The organism is Megasphaera paucivorans (genome assembly GCF_900103535.1).
In the GTDB taxonomy this organism is placed as follows: Bacteria; Bacillota; Negativicutes; order Veillonellales; family Megasphaeraceae; genus Megasphaera_A; species Megasphaera_A paucivorans.
Genome location: NZ_FNHQ01000001.1, coordinates 29,991 through 47,160, shown reverse-complemented (window position 1 = coordinate 47,160; position 17,170 = coordinate 29,991). Strand labels below are relative to the sequence as shown.

The 17,170-nt window shown below is 39.3% G+C and carries 23 protein-coding genes; 19 read left to right on the top strand and 4 right to left on the bottom strand.

All coding sequences use genetic code 11. From position 1 onward, the window contains the following. The first annotated feature begins 37 nt into the window (after nucleotides 1-37). From mmdA to BLR11_RS00245, 4 genes are read left to right on the top strand one after another with little or no spacing between them, the layout of a single operon-like run. Entirely contained in the window at nucleotides 38-1,567 is a 1,530-nt protein-coding gene (gene mmdA / locus BLR11_RS00260) for a methylmalonyl-CoA decarboxylase subunit alpha (RefSeq protein ID WP_091647159.1), read from the top strand. Between the two features lie 15 nt (nucleotides 1,568-1,582). Next, nucleotides 1,583-2,029 (top strand): hypothetical protein, encoded by a 447-nt coding sequence (locus tag BLR11_RS00255; RefSeq protein WP_091647158.1) that lies wholly within the window; start codon nucleotides 1,583-1,585, stop codon nucleotides 2,027-2,029. Between the two features lie 31 nt (nucleotides 2,030-2,060). Next, on the top strand, nucleotides 2,061-2,504 hold the full coding sequence (locus tag BLR11_RS00250; RefSeq protein WP_091647156.1) for a biotin/lipoyl-containing protein: 444 nt from the start codon (nucleotides 2,061-2,063) through the stop codon (nucleotides 2,502-2,504). 30 nt (nucleotides 2,505-2,534) lie between these two features. Continuing rightward, on the top strand, nucleotides 2,535-2,942 hold the full coding sequence (locus tag BLR11_RS00245) for an RrF2 family transcriptional regulator (RefSeq protein ID WP_091647154.1): 408 nt from the start codon (nucleotides 2,535-2,537) through the stop codon (nucleotides 2,940-2,942). A gap of 154 nt (nucleotides 2,943-3,096) precedes the next feature. Here BLR11_RS00245 and BLR11_RS00240 read toward each other — a convergent pair whose 3' ends face one another. Further along, the gene (locus BLR11_RS00240) at nucleotides 3,097-3,504 is read right to left on the bottom strand and encodes a thioesterase family protein (RefSeq protein WP_091647152.1); all 408 of its coding nucleotides are present in this window, start codon (nucleotides 3,502-3,504) and stop codon (nucleotides 3,097-3,099) included. A 142-nt stretch (nucleotides 3,505-3,646) separates the two neighbouring features. Here BLR11_RS00240 and BLR11_RS00235 point away from each other — a divergent pair, with 142 nt between their 5' ends. Then, complete coding sequence (locus tag BLR11_RS00235) at nucleotides 3,647-4,342, top strand: hypothetical protein (RefSeq protein ID WP_143006375.1); 696 nt, start codon at nucleotides 3,647-3,649, stop codon at nucleotides 4,340-4,342. A 1-nt stretch (nucleotide 4,343) separates the two neighbouring features. Then, complete coding sequence (locus tag BLR11_RS00230; RefSeq protein WP_091647149.1) at nucleotides 4,344-5,378, top strand: threonine aldolase family protein; 1,035 nt, start codon at nucleotides 4,344-4,346, stop codon at nucleotides 5,376-5,378. Between the two features lie 78 nt (nucleotides 5,379-5,456). Here BLR11_RS00230 and BLR11_RS00225 read toward each other — a convergent pair whose 3' ends face one another. Further along, complete coding sequence (locus BLR11_RS00225) at nucleotides 5,457-7,118, bottom strand: acetolactate synthase large subunit (protein ID WP_091647147.1); 1,662 nt, start codon at nucleotides 7,116-7,118, stop codon at nucleotides 5,457-5,459. 318 nt (nucleotides 7,119-7,436) lie between these two features. Between BLR11_RS00225 and BLR11_RS00220 the strand changes: the two genes are divergently transcribed. From BLR11_RS00220 to queF, 5 genes are all read left to right on the top strand, one after another. After that, on the top strand, nucleotides 7,437-7,889 hold the full coding sequence (locus BLR11_RS00220; protein WP_091647146.1) for a 2-thiouracil desulfurase family protein: 453 nt from the start codon (nucleotides 7,437-7,439) through the stop codon (nucleotides 7,887-7,889). A gap of 90 nt (nucleotides 7,890-7,979) precedes the next feature. Then, nucleotides 7,980-8,540 (top strand): signal peptidase I, encoded by a 561-nt coding sequence (lepB, locus tag BLR11_RS00215; protein ID WP_091647144.1) that lies wholly within the window; start codon nucleotides 7,980-7,982, stop codon nucleotides 8,538-8,540. A gap of 196 nt (nucleotides 8,541-8,736) precedes the next feature. Then, a complete protein-coding gene (locus BLR11_RS14440; protein ID WP_245675039.1) occupies nucleotides 8,737-8,985 on the top strand; it encodes a QueT transporter family protein in 249 nt (82 codons plus the stop codon). Continuing rightward, the gene (locus BLR11_RS14435; protein WP_245675038.1) at nucleotides 8,964-9,230 is read left to right on the top strand and encodes a hypothetical protein; all 267 of its coding nucleotides are present in this window, start codon (nucleotides 8,964-8,966) and stop codon (nucleotides 9,228-9,230) included. The genes BLR11_RS14440 and BLR11_RS14435 overlap by 22 nt, the downstream gene beginning before the upstream one ends. Further along, nucleotides 9,227-9,721 carry a preQ(1) synthase gene (gene queF, locus BLR11_RS00205; RefSeq protein WP_091647142.1) on the top strand — a complete coding sequence of 165 codons (495 nt, stop codon included), beginning with the start codon at nucleotides 9,227-9,229 and terminating at the stop codon, nucleotides 9,719-9,721. Before BLR11_RS14435 ends, queF begins: the two co-directional genes overlap by 4 nt. Before the next feature lie 76 nt (nucleotides 9,722-9,797). Here the strand turns inward: queF and BLR11_RS00200 are convergent, their stop codons facing one another. Together BLR11_RS00200 and BLR11_RS00195 are read right to left on the bottom strand one after the other, a co-directional pair. After that, the gene (locus BLR11_RS00200; protein WP_245675037.1) at nucleotides 9,798-10,193 is read right to left on the bottom strand and encodes a hypothetical protein; all 396 of its coding nucleotides are present in this window, start codon (nucleotides 10,191-10,193) and stop codon (nucleotides 9,798-9,800) included. An 80-nt stretch (nucleotides 10,194-10,273) separates the two neighbouring features. Further along, complete coding sequence (locus tag BLR11_RS00195; protein ID WP_091647140.1) at nucleotides 10,274-11,380, bottom strand: acyltransferase; 1,107 nt, start codon at nucleotides 11,378-11,380, stop codon at nucleotides 10,274-10,276. Nucleotides 11,381-11,485: 105 nt separating this feature from the next. On the opposite strand from BLR11_RS00195, the gene BLR11_RS00190 reads away from it, so the two are divergent. The 8 genes from BLR11_RS00190 to BLR11_RS00155 all read left to right on the top strand — a co-directional run bounded on the left by BLR11_RS00190 (nucleotide 11,486) and on the right by BLR11_RS00155 (nucleotide 17,168). Further along, a complete protein-coding gene (locus tag BLR11_RS00190; RefSeq protein ID WP_091647138.1) occupies nucleotides 11,486-11,986 on the top strand; it encodes an ECF transporter S component in 501 nt (166 codons plus the stop codon). Between the two features lie 33 nt (nucleotides 11,987-12,019). Beyond that, a complete protein-coding gene (locus tag BLR11_RS00185; RefSeq protein ID WP_091647136.1) occupies nucleotides 12,020-12,418 on the top strand; it encodes a DUF3592 domain-containing protein in 399 nt (132 codons plus the stop codon). A 140-nt stretch (nucleotides 12,419-12,558) separates the two neighbouring features. Then, entirely contained in the window at nucleotides 12,559-13,143 is a 585-nt protein-coding gene (folE, locus tag BLR11_RS00180; RefSeq protein WP_091647134.1) for a GTP cyclohydrolase I, read from the top strand. Then, on the top strand, nucleotides 13,136-13,975 hold the full coding sequence (folP, locus tag BLR11_RS00175; protein ID WP_091647133.1) for a dihydropteroate synthase: 840 nt from the start codon (nucleotides 13,136-13,138) through the stop codon (nucleotides 13,973-13,975). The genes folE and folP overlap by 8 nt, the downstream gene beginning before the upstream one ends. Before the next feature lie 100 nt (nucleotides 13,976-14,075). After that, on the top strand, nucleotides 14,076-14,441 hold the full coding sequence (gene folB, locus BLR11_RS00170) for a dihydroneopterin aldolase (RefSeq protein WP_091647131.1): 366 nt from the start codon (nucleotides 14,076-14,078) through the stop codon (nucleotides 14,439-14,441). Then, nucleotides 14,434-14,919, top strand: a complete 486-nt coding sequence (folK, locus tag BLR11_RS00165; protein WP_091647130.1) for a 2-amino-4-hydroxy-6-hydroxymethyldihydropteridine diphosphokinase — start codon at nucleotides 14,434-14,436, stop codon at nucleotides 14,917-14,919. Before folB ends, folK begins: the two co-directional genes overlap by 8 nt. An 18-nt stretch (nucleotides 14,920-14,937) precedes the next feature. After that, nucleotides 14,938-15,603, top strand: coding sequence for a response regulator transcription factor (locus tag BLR11_RS00160; protein WP_091647128.1), 666 nt, complete (start codon nucleotides 14,938-14,940; stop codon nucleotides 15,601-15,603). After that, nucleotides 15,600-17,168, top strand: a complete 1,569-nt coding sequence (locus BLR11_RS00155) for a sensor histidine kinase (protein WP_091647127.1) — start codon at nucleotides 15,600-15,602, stop codon at nucleotides 17,166-17,168. Before BLR11_RS00160 ends, BLR11_RS00155 begins: the two co-directional genes overlap by 4 nt. Nucleotides 17,169-17,170 lie beyond the last annotated feature (2 nt).

Genomic DNA, 17,170 nt, shown 5'->3' with positions numbered 1-17,170 from the left:
ATAAGTAATTGTGTGAAAGACGTAATGGAGGTGTACTATGGCTACTGTTCAAGAAAAAATTGACTTTCTCCATCAAAAAATTGCAAAAATCGAGATGGGCGGAGGACAAAAACGTATTGATAAGCAACATGAAAAAGGTAAGATGACGGCCCGCGAACGTCTCCTTAAGTTATTTGATGACGGGAGTTTTACTGAAATAAGTCAATTTATTAAACATCGCTGCACGAATTTCAATATGCAGGATAAAAATTTACCCGGAGACGGAGTAGTAACCGGGTATGGCACAGTAAAGGGACGGCTTGTTTTTGCTTACGCGGAAGATTTTACCGTGGAAGGTGGATCATTAGGTGAAATGCATGCCCATAAAATTGTTCAGGTACAGCAGATGGCGATGAAAATGGGAGCACCTATTATTGGTATTAATGATTCAGGTGGCGCACGTATTCAAGAAGGCGTAGATGCGTTGTCTGGATTTGGCCGTATTTTTATGAGTAACACATCGGCATCCGGTGTTATTCCTCAAATTTCTGTTATTATGGGACCTTGTGCGGGTGGTGCTGTATATAGCCCGGCCTTGACCGATTTTATTTTTATGGTAAAGAAAACTAGCAATATGTTTATTACCGGACCGGCGGTTATTAAATCCGTAACAGCCGAGGAAGTAACATCAGAAGAATTAGGCGGAGCGATGACGCATAATTCTATTTCTGGAGTAGCTCATTTTATTGCAGAAGATGAAGATGATTGCATTAATCAAATAAAATATCTTCTTGAGTTCCTGCCCAGTAATAATATGGAGGAAGCTCCTTTGGTAGAAACGGGAGATGATCCGCAACGCCAAGATGAATCACTTAATTCCATCATACCTGACAGCAGCAACATGCCGTATGATATGTTGGATATTATCAAATCGAGTGTGGATAACGGAGAAATATATCAGGTTCTGGAAAATTATGCGCAGAATATGATTACTTGTTTTGCACGTTTTGATGGACAATCTGTGGGAATTATTGCTAATCAGCCTAAGTACTTGGCAGGATGTCTTGATATCAATGCATCAGATAAAGCGGCACGATTCATTCGATTCTGTGATGCGTTTAATATTCCTATCGTGACGTATGTTGATGTTCCGGGATTTCTACCAGGTACAACGCAGGAATATGGAGGGATTATCCGCCACGGAGCTAAAATGTTGTATGCTTATTGTGAAGCGACAGTGCCAAAAGTCACGGTTATCGTTCGTAAGGCCTATGGAGGAGCTTACATTGCGATGTGCTGCCGAGAACTTGGGGCGGATATGGTGTTTGCATGGCCTACTGCTGAAATCGCAGTTATGGGGCCTGATGGAGCCGCAAATATCATTTTTAAAAATGATCCGGAAAAAGAGCAGAAGAAGCAGGAATATATCGAAGAATTTTCTACACCTTATAAAGCTGCTGAACATGGTTATGTCGATTGTGTTATTGAACCGAAGGCAACACGTCCGCGTATCATAGATGCCTTGGCGATGCTGGCCAGCAAAAGAGAAGAACGGCCGGCTAAAAAACATGGCAATATGCCGTTATAAGGAGGAGTGACGTATATGATAGAATTGACGTCTTTAACGTCACTGGCATTTTTGAGTAAGGTTCTGATTGTTTGGACGATAGTTATTTTAGCATTTGTTATTGTTGTTGTACGGCATATAAAAAAGATTACAACTGATATAACTGTACTCCAGCAGGAAAATGAAACATTGCGGATTCGTCTGAAAAAAATGGAAAAAAATGAAGAAGCAAAGCCAGAAGTTTTAAAAGAAACGGTAAAAGTACCGGAAGACTCAAGTATAAAGCAAGAGCCCGCTGCTTTTAACGTAAAACCGATTACTGTACATGATGAAACAGCGGCTTTGACTCCCGAAATCGTTGCCGCTATTACCGCTGCTATTACCGCATGCGGGTATCCGCCGTCGGCGATTCGTTCTATAAAACCGAAACGTCAGCGGACCAGCAATTGGATTATGGCTGCACGTATGATTGGCATGAGATAATATACGACAAATTCTTTCAGGAGGATATAGCATGAAAAAGTTTAAAGTAACTGTAAATGGACAAGCATATGAAGTTGAAGTTGAAGAAATAGGTGCACCAGCAGAAACGGTTCCTGCCGTTCCGACGGTCAATACACCACCGGCGCCGGCAGCGGCTGTAAAGGAACCCCAAAAGCCTGTAGAGATAAAACAGGCTCCAGTTGCTGCGGCAGCAGTTCATACTACGGCAACCCCACTGCCTAAGGGACCTGTCCCTGAACATGCTGTAACTGTGAAAGCACCGATGCCGGGTAAAATTTCTTTTGTAAAAGCTGCTATCGGACAAGGTGTAAATCGCGGTGATGTTCTGGTTGTTTTAGAAGCCATGAAGATGCAGAATGATATCACGGCATCTTCTGATGGAACTGTTATTGACGTACGTGTAAAAGTAGGCGATAATGTCAAAACCGGCGATGTATTGGCGGTTATTTCATAAGAAATCAGAAAAAGATAAGGAGAGGATAGTATGAAGATCTCAACTCGCGGTCGCTATGCGTTGCGCTTAATGTTGGATTTGGCAATTCATCAAAATGATCACCAATTTGTAACTATCAAAAGCATAGCTGAACGACAGCAGTTGTCAGAAAAATATTTGGAACAAATTGTAACTAAATTAGGACGTGCCGGTTTAGTCGTCAGTGCTAGAGGACCACAGGGCGGTTACAAGATGTCACGTGATCCAGATGATTATACGGTAGGAGAAATACTTCGCATTATGGAAGGCGGGTTAGCCCCTGTTTCTGAAAGTCAAAGCAATTTACCGTATTGTTCTACTGAAGAAGTATGGAAACGTCTTGCGGAAGCTATTGATGGGGTAGTGGATAGCATTACACTCGCTGATTTGGCTAAATGGCAGGAAGATGCTGAAAAGTGATTGAACGTATCATCGCCGTGAAAATCAGACTTGTGATGCAAAAGGGTATGCAAGTTAACTGACAGAGGCGGATGATGTAAAATAATGATAAAAAAAGAACAAGGTTTATAAGAAAAATTTCTTACGGACCCTGTTCTTTTTTTATTTAGATATATTATTTACAAAATTCAGCTTTCTTTTTATCTGCCTTGTCTAAAAATGGTTCTGTTTCAATGATAAAACGTTCATGGATACTGTTTCCAACCAGACCCGCTTCATCATACGCTTCAATTTGAAAAGTCAATTTTTTTCGGTCCTGTTCTGTAAGAGTAGCTTTGGCACGTACGGTCATTCCGATAGGAGTTGCCGATACATGCTGTACATTCATAGAAATACCAACAGTTCCAAAACCTTCAGGAAGTTGATTTCCAATTGCCAATACGGCAGCGTTTTCCATGAGTCCTACTAGTGCCGGAGTGGCATATACCGGAGCTGTACCGCTGGCATATTTTATGGCAGTATTGTTTTCTGTTACTAATTCTTTGTTTTCCCCAGAAGATTGGGGCTTTAAATTAAAATCCATAGTATACCTCCCAAGTGAATTAAAATCATCTTATCCTATATATAATTCGATTTTTATAATATATCTCCTCTTTTGACAGGCTATAATAAATATTATAAAATGTTTTTATATGTGGTGAATGTAAAAAAAGGAAGTGTTGGAGTTGAAAATAAGAATGTGCCTGATTATTGCAGTGACAGTGATGGTAATGGTGCCATCCGTAATGGCGGAAAAAGATAGGGGAAATCAGATGGTTCTTCCTGAATGGGGGATTATTACGGTTCCGGATAATATATATATGGATGCCGGTAAACAGTCTGTCATTACAGCACAGAAATACAATAATGATATGGGTAGAATGCTGGATGCTATTTATCCGGCTGTACCAAGAACATACCAATTAATTAAAAAAGAGGGAGCCTCTTTTCATTATGGGTATTTGCTGCAATATACATTGGGGTCTTGGGACTTCAAACAGCTTGTGAATGGTAAAACGGTAAAATTTGATCGGCCCGATTATTTGCAAGATCAAGGAGCCGCAGATATATCCATGTACGTGACACATATCAACAATCGCTTACGGACCTCGCTGCCATCTGGTTTTAATCTTATTCAGCCAATGCAGCCGGTAAAAATTTCAGGAAATACTTTTTATGAAGGAATTGTTGAACGGTCTATGATTATTAATGCGGCAGTTTTTCAGGAGATGATGCACGTTATTGTATGGCAGCGCGGCGGAGTGGTAGAAATTACTGTTGTTATGGGAAGCGCTGATGACGAAGAAAGCTTAATACGTCCGGTCATGGTGATGCTGGAAAATGCTAAAGTAGTAAAACAAACAGAAAGGATAGATATATAAGATGATTAGATTTGAATGTGATTATTTAGAAGGCGCACCGGTTCAGGTGATAGAGGCAATTGCAAAAGCGAATATGGAACAAAATGCCGGGTATGGTGAAGATACTCATTGTGAACATGCTAAAGAATTAATTCGTCATGTTTGTGATGCACCCGAAGCGAAGGTTGCTTTTTTGGTTGGCGGAACTCAGACAAATTTGACCGTCATTGCATCTGCATTAAAAAGTTATCAAGGTGTTATTGCACCACAGACAGCTCATATCAATAATCATGAGACAGGGGCTATTGAAGCAACCGGTCATAAGGTTTTGTCTATACCGACAGATACGGGGAAACTAACAGGGGAACAGATCCGGGAAGTTTGCCGGCAATATTGGAATGATACACATGCGCTTCATATTGTACAGCCAGGAATGGTGTATATTTCACAGACTACAGAAATCGGTACCTTGTACAGCCGCCGTGAAATTGAAGAGATTTATACGGTTTGCCGGGAATACCATGTGTTGTTGTTTATTGATGGAGCACGGCTGGGATATGGCATAGAGAGCCCGGAAAGTGATTTAAAACTTAACGATTTTCCGAAACTTTGCGATGTTTTTACCATTGGAGGAACAAAACAAGGCGCTTTATTTGGGGAAGCTGTTGTCATACTTGACGAAACATTGAAACAGGAGTTTTCATATCACGTTAAACAACGGGGCGGATTATTGGCAAAAGGATGGCTTTTGGGCGTTCAGTTTGAAACATTGTTCGCCGATGGATTGTATATGAAATTGGCAAAGCATGCCGCTGATTTAGCTGTTAAACTGCATCAAGGGTTTGCATCTTCGGGATTTTCCTTTTATGTTGATCATCTAACGAACCAACAGCTTCCTATTTTGACGCAGGAACAAGCGAAAAAGCTGGGAGAAAAATATTCTTTTGATTATTTTGCAGATTTGAATAATGGCAGTTTTGTTTGTCGTTTTTGTACGTCTTGGGCAACGCAGGAAGAAAATGTAGAAGCGTTGCTGACTGACATAAAGAAAATATAACAAAAAAAACGTTCGGAATAGTATTCTGAACGTTTTTTCTGAACATTATTTTGAAGAAAATAGAAATTTAATTTCGTTTTATTGTAGTTCTTTCATAAGTCTTTCCAGATGATGAGTGAGTTTCATGTTTTCATCATAATCAATGGGGCAGTCTATAATAACTGGTTTATCTTGGTCAAATGCTTGCTTTAAGGTGGGAAGTAATTCTTCTGTTTTTGTAATTCGGTAACCAATCGCACCCATACTTTCAGCTAATTTTACAAAATCGGGATTTGTAAAATCTACATAGCAGTGATGACCGAACTGATCATCCTGCTTCCACTTAATAAGACCATAACTGGCATCATTGAAAATGAGAGTTACGAAATTGACGCCTAACCGATGTGCTGTTTCAAATTCTTGGCAGTTCATCAGAAACCCGGCGTCACCTGCAATTGCAAGTACTTTTCGGTCAGGATGGACGAGTTTTGCTGCTATAGCACCAGGAACGGCGATGCCCATTGTAGCAAATCCATTGGAAATGATACAAGTATTAGGCTTATAACAATTATAATGACGGGCAATCCAGACTTTATGAGCCCCTACGTCGGATATGACAATATCATCCTTGCCCATAACTTTGCGGGCGTCAATAAGAGCCTTTTGGGGTTTGACAGGAAAAGATATATCATCAGCATATTGTTCGTGTTCTTCTACCATCTTTTTGCGAATAGCCAATGCGGATGTTGGTTCTTGAAGACGGGAAGATTTTTGCATGATGCGGAATAAGGTGTTGGGAATATCTCCAACGACCTCGACTTTTGGCTGATAATGTTTATTAATATCGGCTGGCATCATATCAATATGGACGATATCGGCTCGTTTAGTATTCCATTTTGCAGGATTATATTCAATGATATCATACCCAACGGCAATAACCAAGCTGGCGTCCTCTAATACCTTGGTTTGATAATCGGACATAGGAATTCCCACGGTCCATAAAGAATATGCATTATCAAAGGGAATGGCACCTTTTGCCATCATAGTATTAATAACAGGGAGCTTGAGTTTTTCGGAAAATTTGGTTAGCATTTCAGCAGAATGGCTGCGAATGACCCCGCTGCCTGCTAGAATTACCGGGTTTTTGGCGTTGGAAATAATGTTTGCAGCCGCTTCAATTTGTTCATCTATTGCAGTTTCCGGAGTAATTACTTTGTGAAGAAGAGGCTTTTCTGCATCATCTACGGGCATTTTACTAATATTGATTGGCAAATCAATAAAGGTTGCACCGGGTTTTTCCCGTTCAGCATATTTAAAGGCGAGACGAGTGATTTCGGATACTGTGTCGGGGCGTACCACAGTATAGGCCCGACGGGTAATAGGTTCGAACATAGCCCGTAAATCAAGATATTGGTGAGCTGTAATATGCATTTTGTCGGTACTTACTTGCCCGGAAATAGCTACGAGCGGTGCCCCATCACAATCGGCGTCTGCAACGCCTGTAATAAGATTGGTAGCTCCGGGACCAAGCGTTGCCAGACATACACCCGCTTTTCCCGTCAAACGGCCATATACATCAGCCATAAATGCAGCACCTTGTTCATGACGCACTGTTACAAATTCAATTTTAGACTTTTCGATGGCATTCATAACCGGAAGATTTTCTTCTCCGGGAATACCAAAAATATAATGTACTTCTTCTTCTTCTAAACATTCAACCAATAAATCGGCTGTATTTCGTTGCTGCCTTGCTTCTGTCATTTTATAAGCTCCTTTTTCGTAGAGGTCAGGTATAATTAAGAATAAATCTTTCTACTGATATTATCATAGAATATGAAAAAGAAATTAGCAATTTCATAATGCGGAATTTAATCATTTTTTAATGTTCCAGTATTTGTTGAATACAAAGTGCAATATAGAAAAAATATATATAATATAGTATTTTATCAATTATATGGGGTAGATTATCATATAAAATGTTTTCATGATACAATATTATCATTCTCTATATGAAAACGATATGTCTTTTGTATAAGAACATAACATATAATTGTACTAAAAATAGAGAGGGGCAATTTGATGAATGTATTAATTAGTTCTTGTTTATTAGGACAATATTGCCGTTATGATGGCAATATAAAAGAATATGCAGCTATGCAGACGCTGCTGCAAGCTAGACAGATCCATTTAATTCCTATTTGTCCGGAACAATCTGGGGGATTAGCGACACCGCGGGAACCGGCAGAATGCAAAAATGGAAGAGTTATAACGCAATCGGGAATTGATGTAACAGCGGCTTATCATAGAGGGGCTGTGGAGGCGGTAAAGCTGGCACGATTGTTCCATTGCAGCTATGCTATCCTTAAAGAAAAAAGCCCAACATGTGGAAGCGGTAATATCTACGACGGAAGCTTCCGCCATATTACGGTGGAAGGGGATGGAATAGCAGTACAATATTTAAAGAAAGCGGGAATAGCAGTTATCGGAGAATCGGAAATGATACGTATTGAGCAATTGATAGCTATGAGTTAATAAATAATGATTTTTTGAAGCGACGATAGTAGTTGATTTTGTTTCTCCTCTTTGTTACAATAAAACAGTACGGCAAGGGAGGGTTTTATATTGAGTTCATTTTTTCATGAAGTATATGAATGGTGTTATTCCATTATTATAGCGTTGGCCATTGCTTTAATTATTCATATTTTCTTTTTTCAGCCTACAAGGGTTTCAGGAGAATCTATGATGCCAACGCTGCATAACGGAGAATATCTTATTGTTTCTAAATTTAGCCATATTATGAATGAAGTGCCAGATTACGGAGATATTGTAATTATTGACAGTCGTGTTGATTATCCACGCACATGGAAAGATGACGTAGCGGAACCTATGAATAATTACATGGCATTTTTTAATTCTAAGCTTCAGACTAAAAATATTTGGGTTAAACGTGTTATTGGCAGACCGGGAGATAAATTGGCATTTCATGATGGCCATGTTTGGCGTAATGGTGAAGAACTGCAGGAATCCTATATCAATGAACCTATGAAATATTCCCAGAAGGGAGAAATTACTGTTCCGGAGGGATATGTGTTCTGCATGGGTGATAATCGCAATCATAGCAGTGACAGCCGTTTTATTGGGCCCGTTCCTGTTGACCATGTATTGGGACATGTGATTTGGTAACCTGTATTTTGTTTTATAGAAGGTCTTGCAATGCAGTAGTTTGTAAGCTATAATAAATAGGCAATAGCATAAGGACAGTTCGTAATCCATCCTGTCGTTAAATAAAACTAGGAAAGTATAACGATTTATGATGGGTATAGAATGTGTGCCCATCTTTTTTTTGTGTGTGAATACGGGTAAAAGGAGGTGTTGGCCAATGTATAATTTTATTTCTGATACAAAACGTATGACTATTTCTGCTATGGTTATTACTGTATATGTTGTTTTACTCTACATGACACAGAGTATTTCTTTTGGTGCCTATCAGATACGTATTGCAACTGCATTATATGCTTTGGCTTATATTTATCCTTTCTTAGTTATTCCGCTGGGGATTGCGAATCTTTTGTCCAACTTTTTTTTGGTGGATTGGGAATTATTGATATGCTGGGAGGCTGTGCAGTAGGAATAATAACGACTTGGATCATTACACAGATTAATTTTCGTAATCTGAATATATGGTTTGTTGCGTTGCCGATCTGGGTTGTGCCGTCTTTGTGCGTCAGTATATGGTTATCTTATTTGCTGCAGATTCCGTATAGTGTGCTGGCTGGAAGTTTAATGGTCGGTCAGCTGCCGCCGGCTATTGTCGGTGTATTGATGGTACATGCACTGCAGCGGGTCTATATGCCGGGGAGGCAGAGTTTATGAGCAGAAATACCAAAGAATTGCAAGGTGTGACCCAATTGGGAAGCAAGCATACCGAATATGATTTTGACTATGAACCTTCTTTGTTGGAAACTTTTGCCAATAAGCATACGGAAAGAGAGTATTTTGTAAAATTTAATTGCCCTGAATTTACCAGTCTTTGTCCTAAAACGGGACAGCCTGATTATGCCACGATTTATATTTCTTATGTTCCGGGAAAACTAATGGTTGAAAGCAAGTCTTTGAAACTCTATTTATTTAGTTTTCGTAATCACGGTGATTTTCATGAAGATTGTGTAAATATCATCATGGATGATTTGATTATGCTGATGGATCCGAAATATATTGAAGTGTGGGGGAAATTTTTGCCACGTGGCGGTATATCTATTGATCCGTACTGTAATTATGGGAAAAAAGGGACTCCGTGGGAACAAGTTGCATGGCAGCGCTTAACGCAGCATGATGTATATCCGGAAAAAGTAGATAATCGATAAAAATACAAGCTGTCAAACAGTAAAAACCTCTCCGGCTGGAGAGGTTTTTACTGTTTGACAGCTTGTATTGATAGGATTATCTTTTGTGAGACCCTTTCATTGCGTCGGCTTCTTGGACTTTTTTTAACACGTTATTTGCCATATGGGCACGGCCTTTAATAACATTGTTTCCGGTTTTAATCGATTCGGGATAGAAATTACTTTTATAAGAACGTTTTGCTGTTTTAGAAATCATTTCTTTAAGTTGAATTGTTTGATCATCTACATTATAGACATAAGTACAGTTATCTGTAACACCATCTGCCTTTTCTATTGTCTTAAAGGTGAGGATTGTCATCCCTTTTTCTGTAGTGATTTTAGCTGAATCCATATCAATAGCGATATGTTGATTATATTGCCATATATTGTTGGCAGCCCAGGCAGGGGCAGATAATGCTAAAGTCAGGCCTAACGCAATCATTAACTTTTTCACTAGTAATACACCGCCTTTTCTAATAATATATAATTATTATAGCATGAAACTATAATAATATACAGATACAAAATAGTAAATCATTTGCCTTTAATACAGACGTACATCCATTTTGGCAGATGAAGTTTAGGCAATAGTGCCGAAAAAAGGATCGCACATAATGTGACAATGCAGTAGATAATAATAATATGCAGTGAACGCAGATATATATGCAAATGGGCAGCTATTCCGGTTAACATAGATAAAAATACGGGATGAACCAAATAAATAGGATAAGAATAATTTCCCAGCATATTCAATAAGAAATGTACTTTTTGTGGCACGGGCCGGCACTCCCACCAATATAATAAAAACAACATAGTTGACACCGTATAAAGCATGCCTGTAGGGCTCAGCTGATGAACCGTATATACAGCAGATAATGCATCGTAATGGAGATACTTCATGACGCCATAGAAACTCATCAGTATTCCTGCGGTAGAAAGGATTTGCAATATATTAATAAAAACTCCATGGTGAGACAGCCAGTTTTTTACGTCATCAAAATGTTCTGCTGTATAAGCACCAAACATAAAAATGAAAAGATAGTGAAAAATAACATAATTTAATCGAAAATTAAAAGCATCTTGCAGTAGAGAAGAAGAAAAATGGAAATCCCAAATATAACTTGAATAAAAGTTAAATACGGCATTCACGATAAATAATAAAGGAAACCAAAACCATGGCTTGTGATCCATGAAGCGGAGCATAGGACGCCATATAGGCATTAATACATAAAACCAAAGAAGGATGACCAGGAAATATATATGATACATAGCTAATCCATACCACAAGGTCTTAACTATATTTCCGGGTTCAAATATCATGCCGTTATGACTTAAAGCGGCTGAGTACAGCATGTAAAAAAAGGACCATGTTACATATGGAATAAGTACTGTTTTCAAGCGGCGCCGTAGATACGTACTGTAAGAAAACGGTTTGCTCAGCGGTTCACTGTAAAACATGCCGAATGCTGATAAAAAGAAAAATGCCGGCACAGAAAAACGGGTAAGGATTTCTAATATAGAAACGAGTCCTAAATTCGGTGCAGGATTGGTAAGTGCAATCGAACCAACATGAATGCCGATAACGCCCAACATACATATCCCACGCATATAATTGATAGAATTGATAAATCGTTTTGACATATAACACCTCTGCGGATACAATAATAGATAGCGGTCCCGGTTTATAAACTGGACACTTTTCTATTATAACAAATTTTAGCTAATTATGCAGAGGCGATTTGAAATATGGAACATAATCAAATACAAATTATTACCAGAACGGCACTGCTTTTGGCGAGTACGCTTATTTTGCAGAGCTTGCGGCTTATTCTTCCACTGCCACCGCAGACAAGCATGTTCCTCATTGGATCTTTGGTTAATTTATGTTTTGTTTTAGCTGTTTTACGGATTGGCTGGAAATCAGGACTGCTGATCGCATTGATAACACCTTTATTTGCTTATTTGGAAGGAATGCTGCCTTTTTTACCGTTTATTTTTCCTGTAGCTCTTGGCAACGGCATGTATATAGCAGCCTGTTGGTTATTGAAACGTTGGAAAATCCCGGGTATATGTGCAGCTGCTTTTATAAAAGCAGCTGCTATGTATACATCTTTTTATCTGCTTTTCAGCTTTGTCGCTTTTCCTGAAATGGTACGCCATATGATTTTGTTAGTGATGAGCTGGCCTCAGATTATAACGGCTGTTTTGGGGGGGATTTCTGCTTACATTATTTCTAAACGTATATAAGTGTTTAAATGGTAATAGTAGGAGGTACTATGTATGAATATTTTATATTATATTCCGGCTGTTTTGGGGATACTGTTTATTGGGGTTGGCGTGTATAATGGCTGGAAGATGCGCTGTTTGATTCGGCATTGCAGTCAGCCTGTTAAGGGGACAATCAAGGGGTTTGATGTAAAAACTCTTAAGAGCGGGGATATGTATTTCCCGGTCGTAGCATATAACGTGAATGATACTGCGTATCGCTCACGTTATGAAATAGGTGATTCGGAATGGAATTTTGAAGCAGGAGATATTGTAGATATACGCTATAATCCCAATCGGCCTGAAGAGATTTATTTAGACCATAATCAATCCATATTCCGGCAATATGCATCTCCCTTTTTTATTATTATTGGCGGACTTTTGTTCATTGTAGCATATTATAAATGGATGTAAAAATTAGATGCTGATGAAGGGGGTATGCAGCGGAAGGCAAGCGCCCATTTGCTGACCGGCAGCGGTACTGGCTACTGTTTTTTCTCTGTGGTATAATTGGATAATAATTTGAAATATACGATTTTTGTAAAGGAGCAGTTATGATAGAACATAAGATAAATCCAAAGGCTATTGCGGCGATGACAGCGTTTTTGGAAGCATTGGGAGTGGATTTAAAAAAACTTGGCATGGAAAAGACTCCGTATCGTGTAGCTGAGGCTTATACAGCCTTTTTTTCTGGATTACAGGAGAGTCCTGATACACAATGGGGAGAACTGATAAAAACATCTTCTAATGGTTTAGTGGCTGTACGTAATCTGCGGTTTTATTCTATTTGTGAACATCATCTGCTTCCTTTTTTTGGAACGGTACAGATAGCGTATTATCCTCATAATGGACAAATTGCCGGGTTTGGTCATTTTGCGGATGTTGTCAGCGTACTGACTCGCCGCCCTCAGCTTCAAGAAAGATTGACATCTCAAATTTGTGATTCTATTAATGCCGGAGTACATGCGGAAGGGGTTTTGGTTATTGTTCAGGCTACACACTTATGCTTAACTATGCGCAATAGCACTGCTTTGGATTCGGATATTATAACAGCAGTTTCCAGCGGTCGTCTTAAAGAAGGAACAGAACAATATATGGAAGCTTGGAAATTATTGACAAGGAAGGACTCAGATGAGTAATCAAATACGGAACTATCATTGGCAGGATGGAAAGTTTTTGGAAGTGGGAAAAAAGACCTTGATCATGGGAATTTTAAATATTACTCCAGATTCTTTTTCTGATGGAGGAAAGTGGAACCATATAGAACGAGCGCTGCAGCATATGGAGAAAATGGTTGATGATGGGGCAGATATCATTGATGTTGGTGCTGAATCATCGCGACCGGGTTTTATACCGATTTCTTCAGAAGAAGAAATAAGCAGATTGGCACAGATACTTCCTGAAATAACGGCGCACTGTCCAGTGCCTGTATCTGTCGATACGTATAAGGCGAAAACTGCAGCATATGCGGTGAGTGCAGGAGCGCACATAATAAATGATATATGGGGACTCCAATATGAACAGGAACCAGGAGAAATGGCTCACGTTGCAGCTACTTGTGATATTCCTGTTATAGTTATGCATAATCAAAGCGGAACAGATTATAATAATATGATAGAAGATATGAAGATTTTTTTTGCCCGTTCTGTGGAAATTGCTAAGCGTGCAGGAATGAGGGAAGAAAATATTATTATGGATCCGGGAGTCGGATTTGGTAAGACCGCAGAACAGAATATATATCTTCTTCGTCATCTACGGCAATTAACAACCTTGCCGTATCCTATGCTATTGGGAACATCTCGCAAAGGATTTATCGGTAAAGTGCTTGATTTGCCTGTGACAGAACGAATGGAAGGTACGGGAGCTACTTGTGTAGCTGGGGTGTTAGCTGGATGTGATATTATGCGTGTTCATGATGTAAAACCCATAGCCCGTATGTGTAAAATGGCCGATGTATTGAAAGATTGTTGATTCGTGCATATGGCAGCAGATAATTTACAGGGATCGAAAAAGAGTCTGTCGTTAACATATATGATTACATATATTGTTTTAAAAAAGGAAAAAGATGGAAATGGATAAAATTATATTAAAAGGAATGCACTTTTACGGATATCATGGTTGTTTCCCTGAAGAACAGCGTACCGGACAGCCTTTTTCCATAGATATAATGATGACGGTGGATCTTACTAAAGCAGGATATACCGATGCATTAAGTGATACAGTGGATTATGGCGCGGTATATGATTGTATAAAAAAAATAGTAGAAGGAAAGCCATGTAATCTTATTGAAAAAGTAGCGTGTATCATTGCTGATACCATACTTGATGTGTTTTCGCCGAATCAAGTTCAAGTGACCGTACATAAGCCTCATGCACCTATCGGTGGTTCTTTTGACGACGTTGCTGTCGTAATTGAAAGGAGTAAAAACTGTGACTGAGTATTATATCGGAATAGGTTCAAATATGGGCAATCGGGAACAAATGCTTCGCAAGGCGGTTGAAACGTTACGGAAATGCGATGGAATTGTGATAAAGGCGGTTTCTTCCATATATGAGACACCTCCATGGGGGAAAACAAATCAAGCATCATTCTTGAATGCAGTGCTCAAAATTGAATCGGAACTAGATCCGGAGGATACGCTGCAAACTTGTTTGGCTGTAGAAATTGCCTTGGGACGAGTACGTCATGAAAAATGGGGAGCTCGTACGATAGATGTAGATTTACTTTGCAGTCCGACTGTTGAAAAGGACACGGTCCTGCTTAAATTACCGCATCCTTATATGACACAGCGTGCTTTTGTCCTTGTCCCTTTACATGAAATTGCCCCCGGACTTATTGTCAAAGGGCAAACTATTGAAGAGTGGATGCATGTACTTCATGACATAGACACGATTAAATTTTTAGCACCGATGTAACTATAGGAGGATACATAAATGGAAAAAATACTGGTTGCCGATGATGAACAGTTGATGCGCCAGCTAGTCGTTGATTTCCTTAAACCAGAAGGCTATGAAATTATTCAGGCGTCTGATGGCAAACAGGCATTGGAATTATATAATGAACATCATCCCGATTTAGTTCTTCTTGATGTTATGATGCCGGGATATGATGGCTGGACGGTATGCAGAGAGATCCGCCGTGAATCTTCTATTCCTATCATGATGATTACGGCAAAAGGAGAAGAAATAGATCAGTTGTTTGCATATGATTTAGGCGTTGATGAGTATATTACGAAACCCTTCAGTCCTAAAATTCTTATGGCGAAAATCAAGGCAGTATTGCGTCGCGGGCAGCAGGAACAGCAGCATCAGGCAGCAGAAGGTGTTTCTATTGACCAAGAAGCACATCGAGTTGTTTTAGATGGACAAGTTTTGGATTTGAGCCCTACGGAATATAAACTTTTAAACTATCTTATGAGTAATGCAGGCAAGGCTTTGAGCAGGCGGCAGATATTGAACAAGGTATGGGACTATGATTACTATGGAGATCTGCGAACGGTTGATACCCATATCAACCGATTACGCATCAAGCTCGGCAGCAAAGGAAAACTTATTCAAACCGTCCGTGGCTACGGATATCGCTACGAACAAAAATTATGAGACTATCTATCCGTAAAAAAATTTGTCTGGCTTTAGTAGGTTTTTCTTTTTTCTGTGCGATTACGCTGGCTCTTATTATTGTTGTTGGTTTTAATCCCTTCTATTACCAATTTAAAAAAAATAGTATGATTGCAGTAGGACAAGATGTAAAAACTGTCTATGAAAAAAGCGGCAGTGATGGATTTGATGACATTGATCAAATCAGTCAAGAAATCGGTGCGGATATATTTATTATTGACCACGGAAAGCTGGCATATTCATCCCGTCCAGATCGACGTGTTATGATGCCACCGCCAATGCATGGAAAAAGAGACATGGTAGAAACTCCGGATGGCAGGGTGGAGAAAGAGATACATATGCAGCCGCCTCGTCATATTCGGGAAATGATGGAAATGCTTCAGGGACATGAACCGAAATTGAAGGGCAATAATGAGGTGCAATTTTATGAAACGCAGAATCATATTAAATTATTGGATTTGATATACCGAATACAAGATCATACGTATCTTATTGTCAGTCAGCCGATAGCACCTATTGAAGAAAGTGTGGAAATTGCTAAACAGTTTGTTGTTATTTGCGGTATTTTATGGTTTGTTGTTGCTGTTTTGGGAGCTTTTTTCTTTTCTCGGGAATTGACGCGGCCTCTTTTAAAATTAAAGAAACTCGCGCAGGGTATGACTGCCCTGGATTTTTCTCATAAATGGGACGGCAAGAGCCATGATGAAATAGGGCAGCTCGGTAATAGTCTTAATGCATTATCATATCAACTTGATACAGCGTTGAGCGATTTGAAAAAAACGAATAAAGAATTGCAGAAGCAATTAGATAAAGCCAATGAAGTTGAGCATATGCGAAAACAATTTATTTCAGCCGTGTCCCATGAACTTAAAACACCGTTGGCCATTATTCAGGGATATGCGGAAGGGTTGGATGATCTTGCTTTTGATGATGAGACCAGAAATAGGTATTGCCGTGTTATCCGGAGCGAAACTGAAAAAATGGATCGTCTAGTTATGGATCTGCTGAATCTATCACGGTTGGAAACCGGCTCATTTCGTATTGAAAAAACTGATTTTGATTTTGCTGCACTAGCAGAAGAGACAAAAGAGCGTTTTTCGGGTACTATTGCTGAAAAGAAAATTCATATGCAATGGGATTTACCAGACGAAATGCTTGTCAATGGAGATCCTGAACGTATGGATCAAATTCTTAATAACTATGTTTCAAACGCAATAGATTATACTGAGGCGGAAAAAACTATCCGCATTAGCGCTGAAGAGAATCAAGATACATATACTATATCTGTTTATAATCAAGGAATTCAAATCGCGCCGGAAGATCAAGGACGACTTTGGCAGGCATTTTTTAAGGTCGATTCAGCACGAACGAGGACATTCGGCGGGCACGGCTTAGGTTTGTCCATTGTTGCGGCCTTAGTAAAACTGCACGAACAGCATTATGGGATGTATAACGCGGCAGACGGAGTTGTTTTTTGGTTTACCATAGCAAAAGCAGCAGTGCTTCATGAAAAAAATAGTGAGCAAACAGAACGAAAACAAGACTGATA

Excerpts from the sequence above, each read along its gene's own strand:
- mmdA (WP_091647159.1), top strand. The coding sequence starts at position 38 with ATGGCTACTGTTCAAGAAAAAATTGACTTTCTCCATCAAAAAATTGCA.
- BLR11_RS00255 (WP_091647158.1), top strand. The coding sequence starts at position 1,583 with ATGATAGAATTGACGTCTTTAACGTCACTGGCATTTTTGAGTAAGGTT.
- BLR11_RS00250 (WP_091647156.1), top strand. The coding sequence starts at position 2,061 with ATGAAAAAGTTTAAAGTAACTGTAAATGGACAAGCATATGAAGTTGAA.
- BLR11_RS00245 (WP_091647154.1), top strand. The coding sequence starts at position 2,535 with ATGAAGATCTCAACTCGCGGTCGCTATGCGTTGCGCTTAATGTTGGAT.
- BLR11_RS00240 (WP_091647152.1), bottom strand. The coding sequence starts at position 3,504 with ATGGATTTTAATTTAAAGCCCCAATCTTCTGGGGAAAACAAAGAATTA.
- BLR11_RS00230 (WP_091647149.1), top strand. The coding sequence starts at position 4,344 with ATGATTAGATTTGAATGTGATTATTTAGAAGGCGCACCGGTTCAGGTG.
- BLR11_RS00225 (WP_091647147.1), bottom strand. The coding sequence starts at position 7,118 with ATGACAGAAGCAAGGCAGCAACGAAATACAGCCGATTTATTGGTTGAA.
- BLR11_RS00220 (WP_091647146.1), top strand. The coding sequence starts at position 7,437 with ATGAATGTATTAATTAGTTCTTGTTTATTAGGACAATATTGCCGTTAT.
- BLR11_RS14440 (WP_245675039.1), top strand. The coding sequence starts at position 8,737 with ATGTATAATTTTATTTCTGATACAAAACGTATGACTATTTCTGCTATG.
- BLR11_RS14435 (WP_245675038.1), top strand. The coding sequence starts at position 8,964 with ATGCTGGGAGGCTGTGCAGTAGGAATAATAACGACTTGGATCATTACA.
- queF (WP_091647142.1), top strand. The coding sequence starts at position 9,227 with ATGAGCAGAAATACCAAAGAATTGCAAGGTGTGACCCAATTGGGAAGC.
- BLR11_RS00195 (WP_091647140.1), bottom strand. The coding sequence starts at position 11,380 with ATGTCAAAACGATTTATCAATTCTATCAATTATATGCGTGGGATATGT.
- BLR11_RS00190 (WP_091647138.1), top strand. The coding sequence starts at position 11,486 with ATGGAACATAATCAAATACAAATTATTACCAGAACGGCACTGCTTTTG.
- BLR11_RS00185 (WP_091647136.1), top strand. The coding sequence starts at position 12,020 with ATGAATATTTTATATTATATTCCGGCTGTTTTGGGGATACTGTTTATT.
- folE (WP_091647134.1), top strand. The coding sequence starts at position 12,559 with ATGATAGAACATAAGATAAATCCAAAGGCTATTGCGGCGATGACAGCG.
- folP (WP_091647133.1), top strand. The coding sequence starts at position 13,136 with ATGAGTAATCAAATACGGAACTATCATTGGCAGGATGGAAAGTTTTTG.
- folB (WP_091647131.1), top strand. The coding sequence starts at position 14,076 with ATGGATAAAATTATATTAAAAGGAATGCACTTTTACGGATATCATGGT.
- BLR11_RS00160 (WP_091647128.1), top strand. The coding sequence starts at position 14,938 with ATGGAAAAAATACTGGTTGCCGATGATGAACAGTTGATGCGCCAGCTA.
- BLR11_RS00155 (WP_091647127.1), top strand. The coding sequence starts at position 15,600 with ATGAGACTATCTATCCGTAAAAAAATTTGTCTGGCTTTAGTAGGTTTT.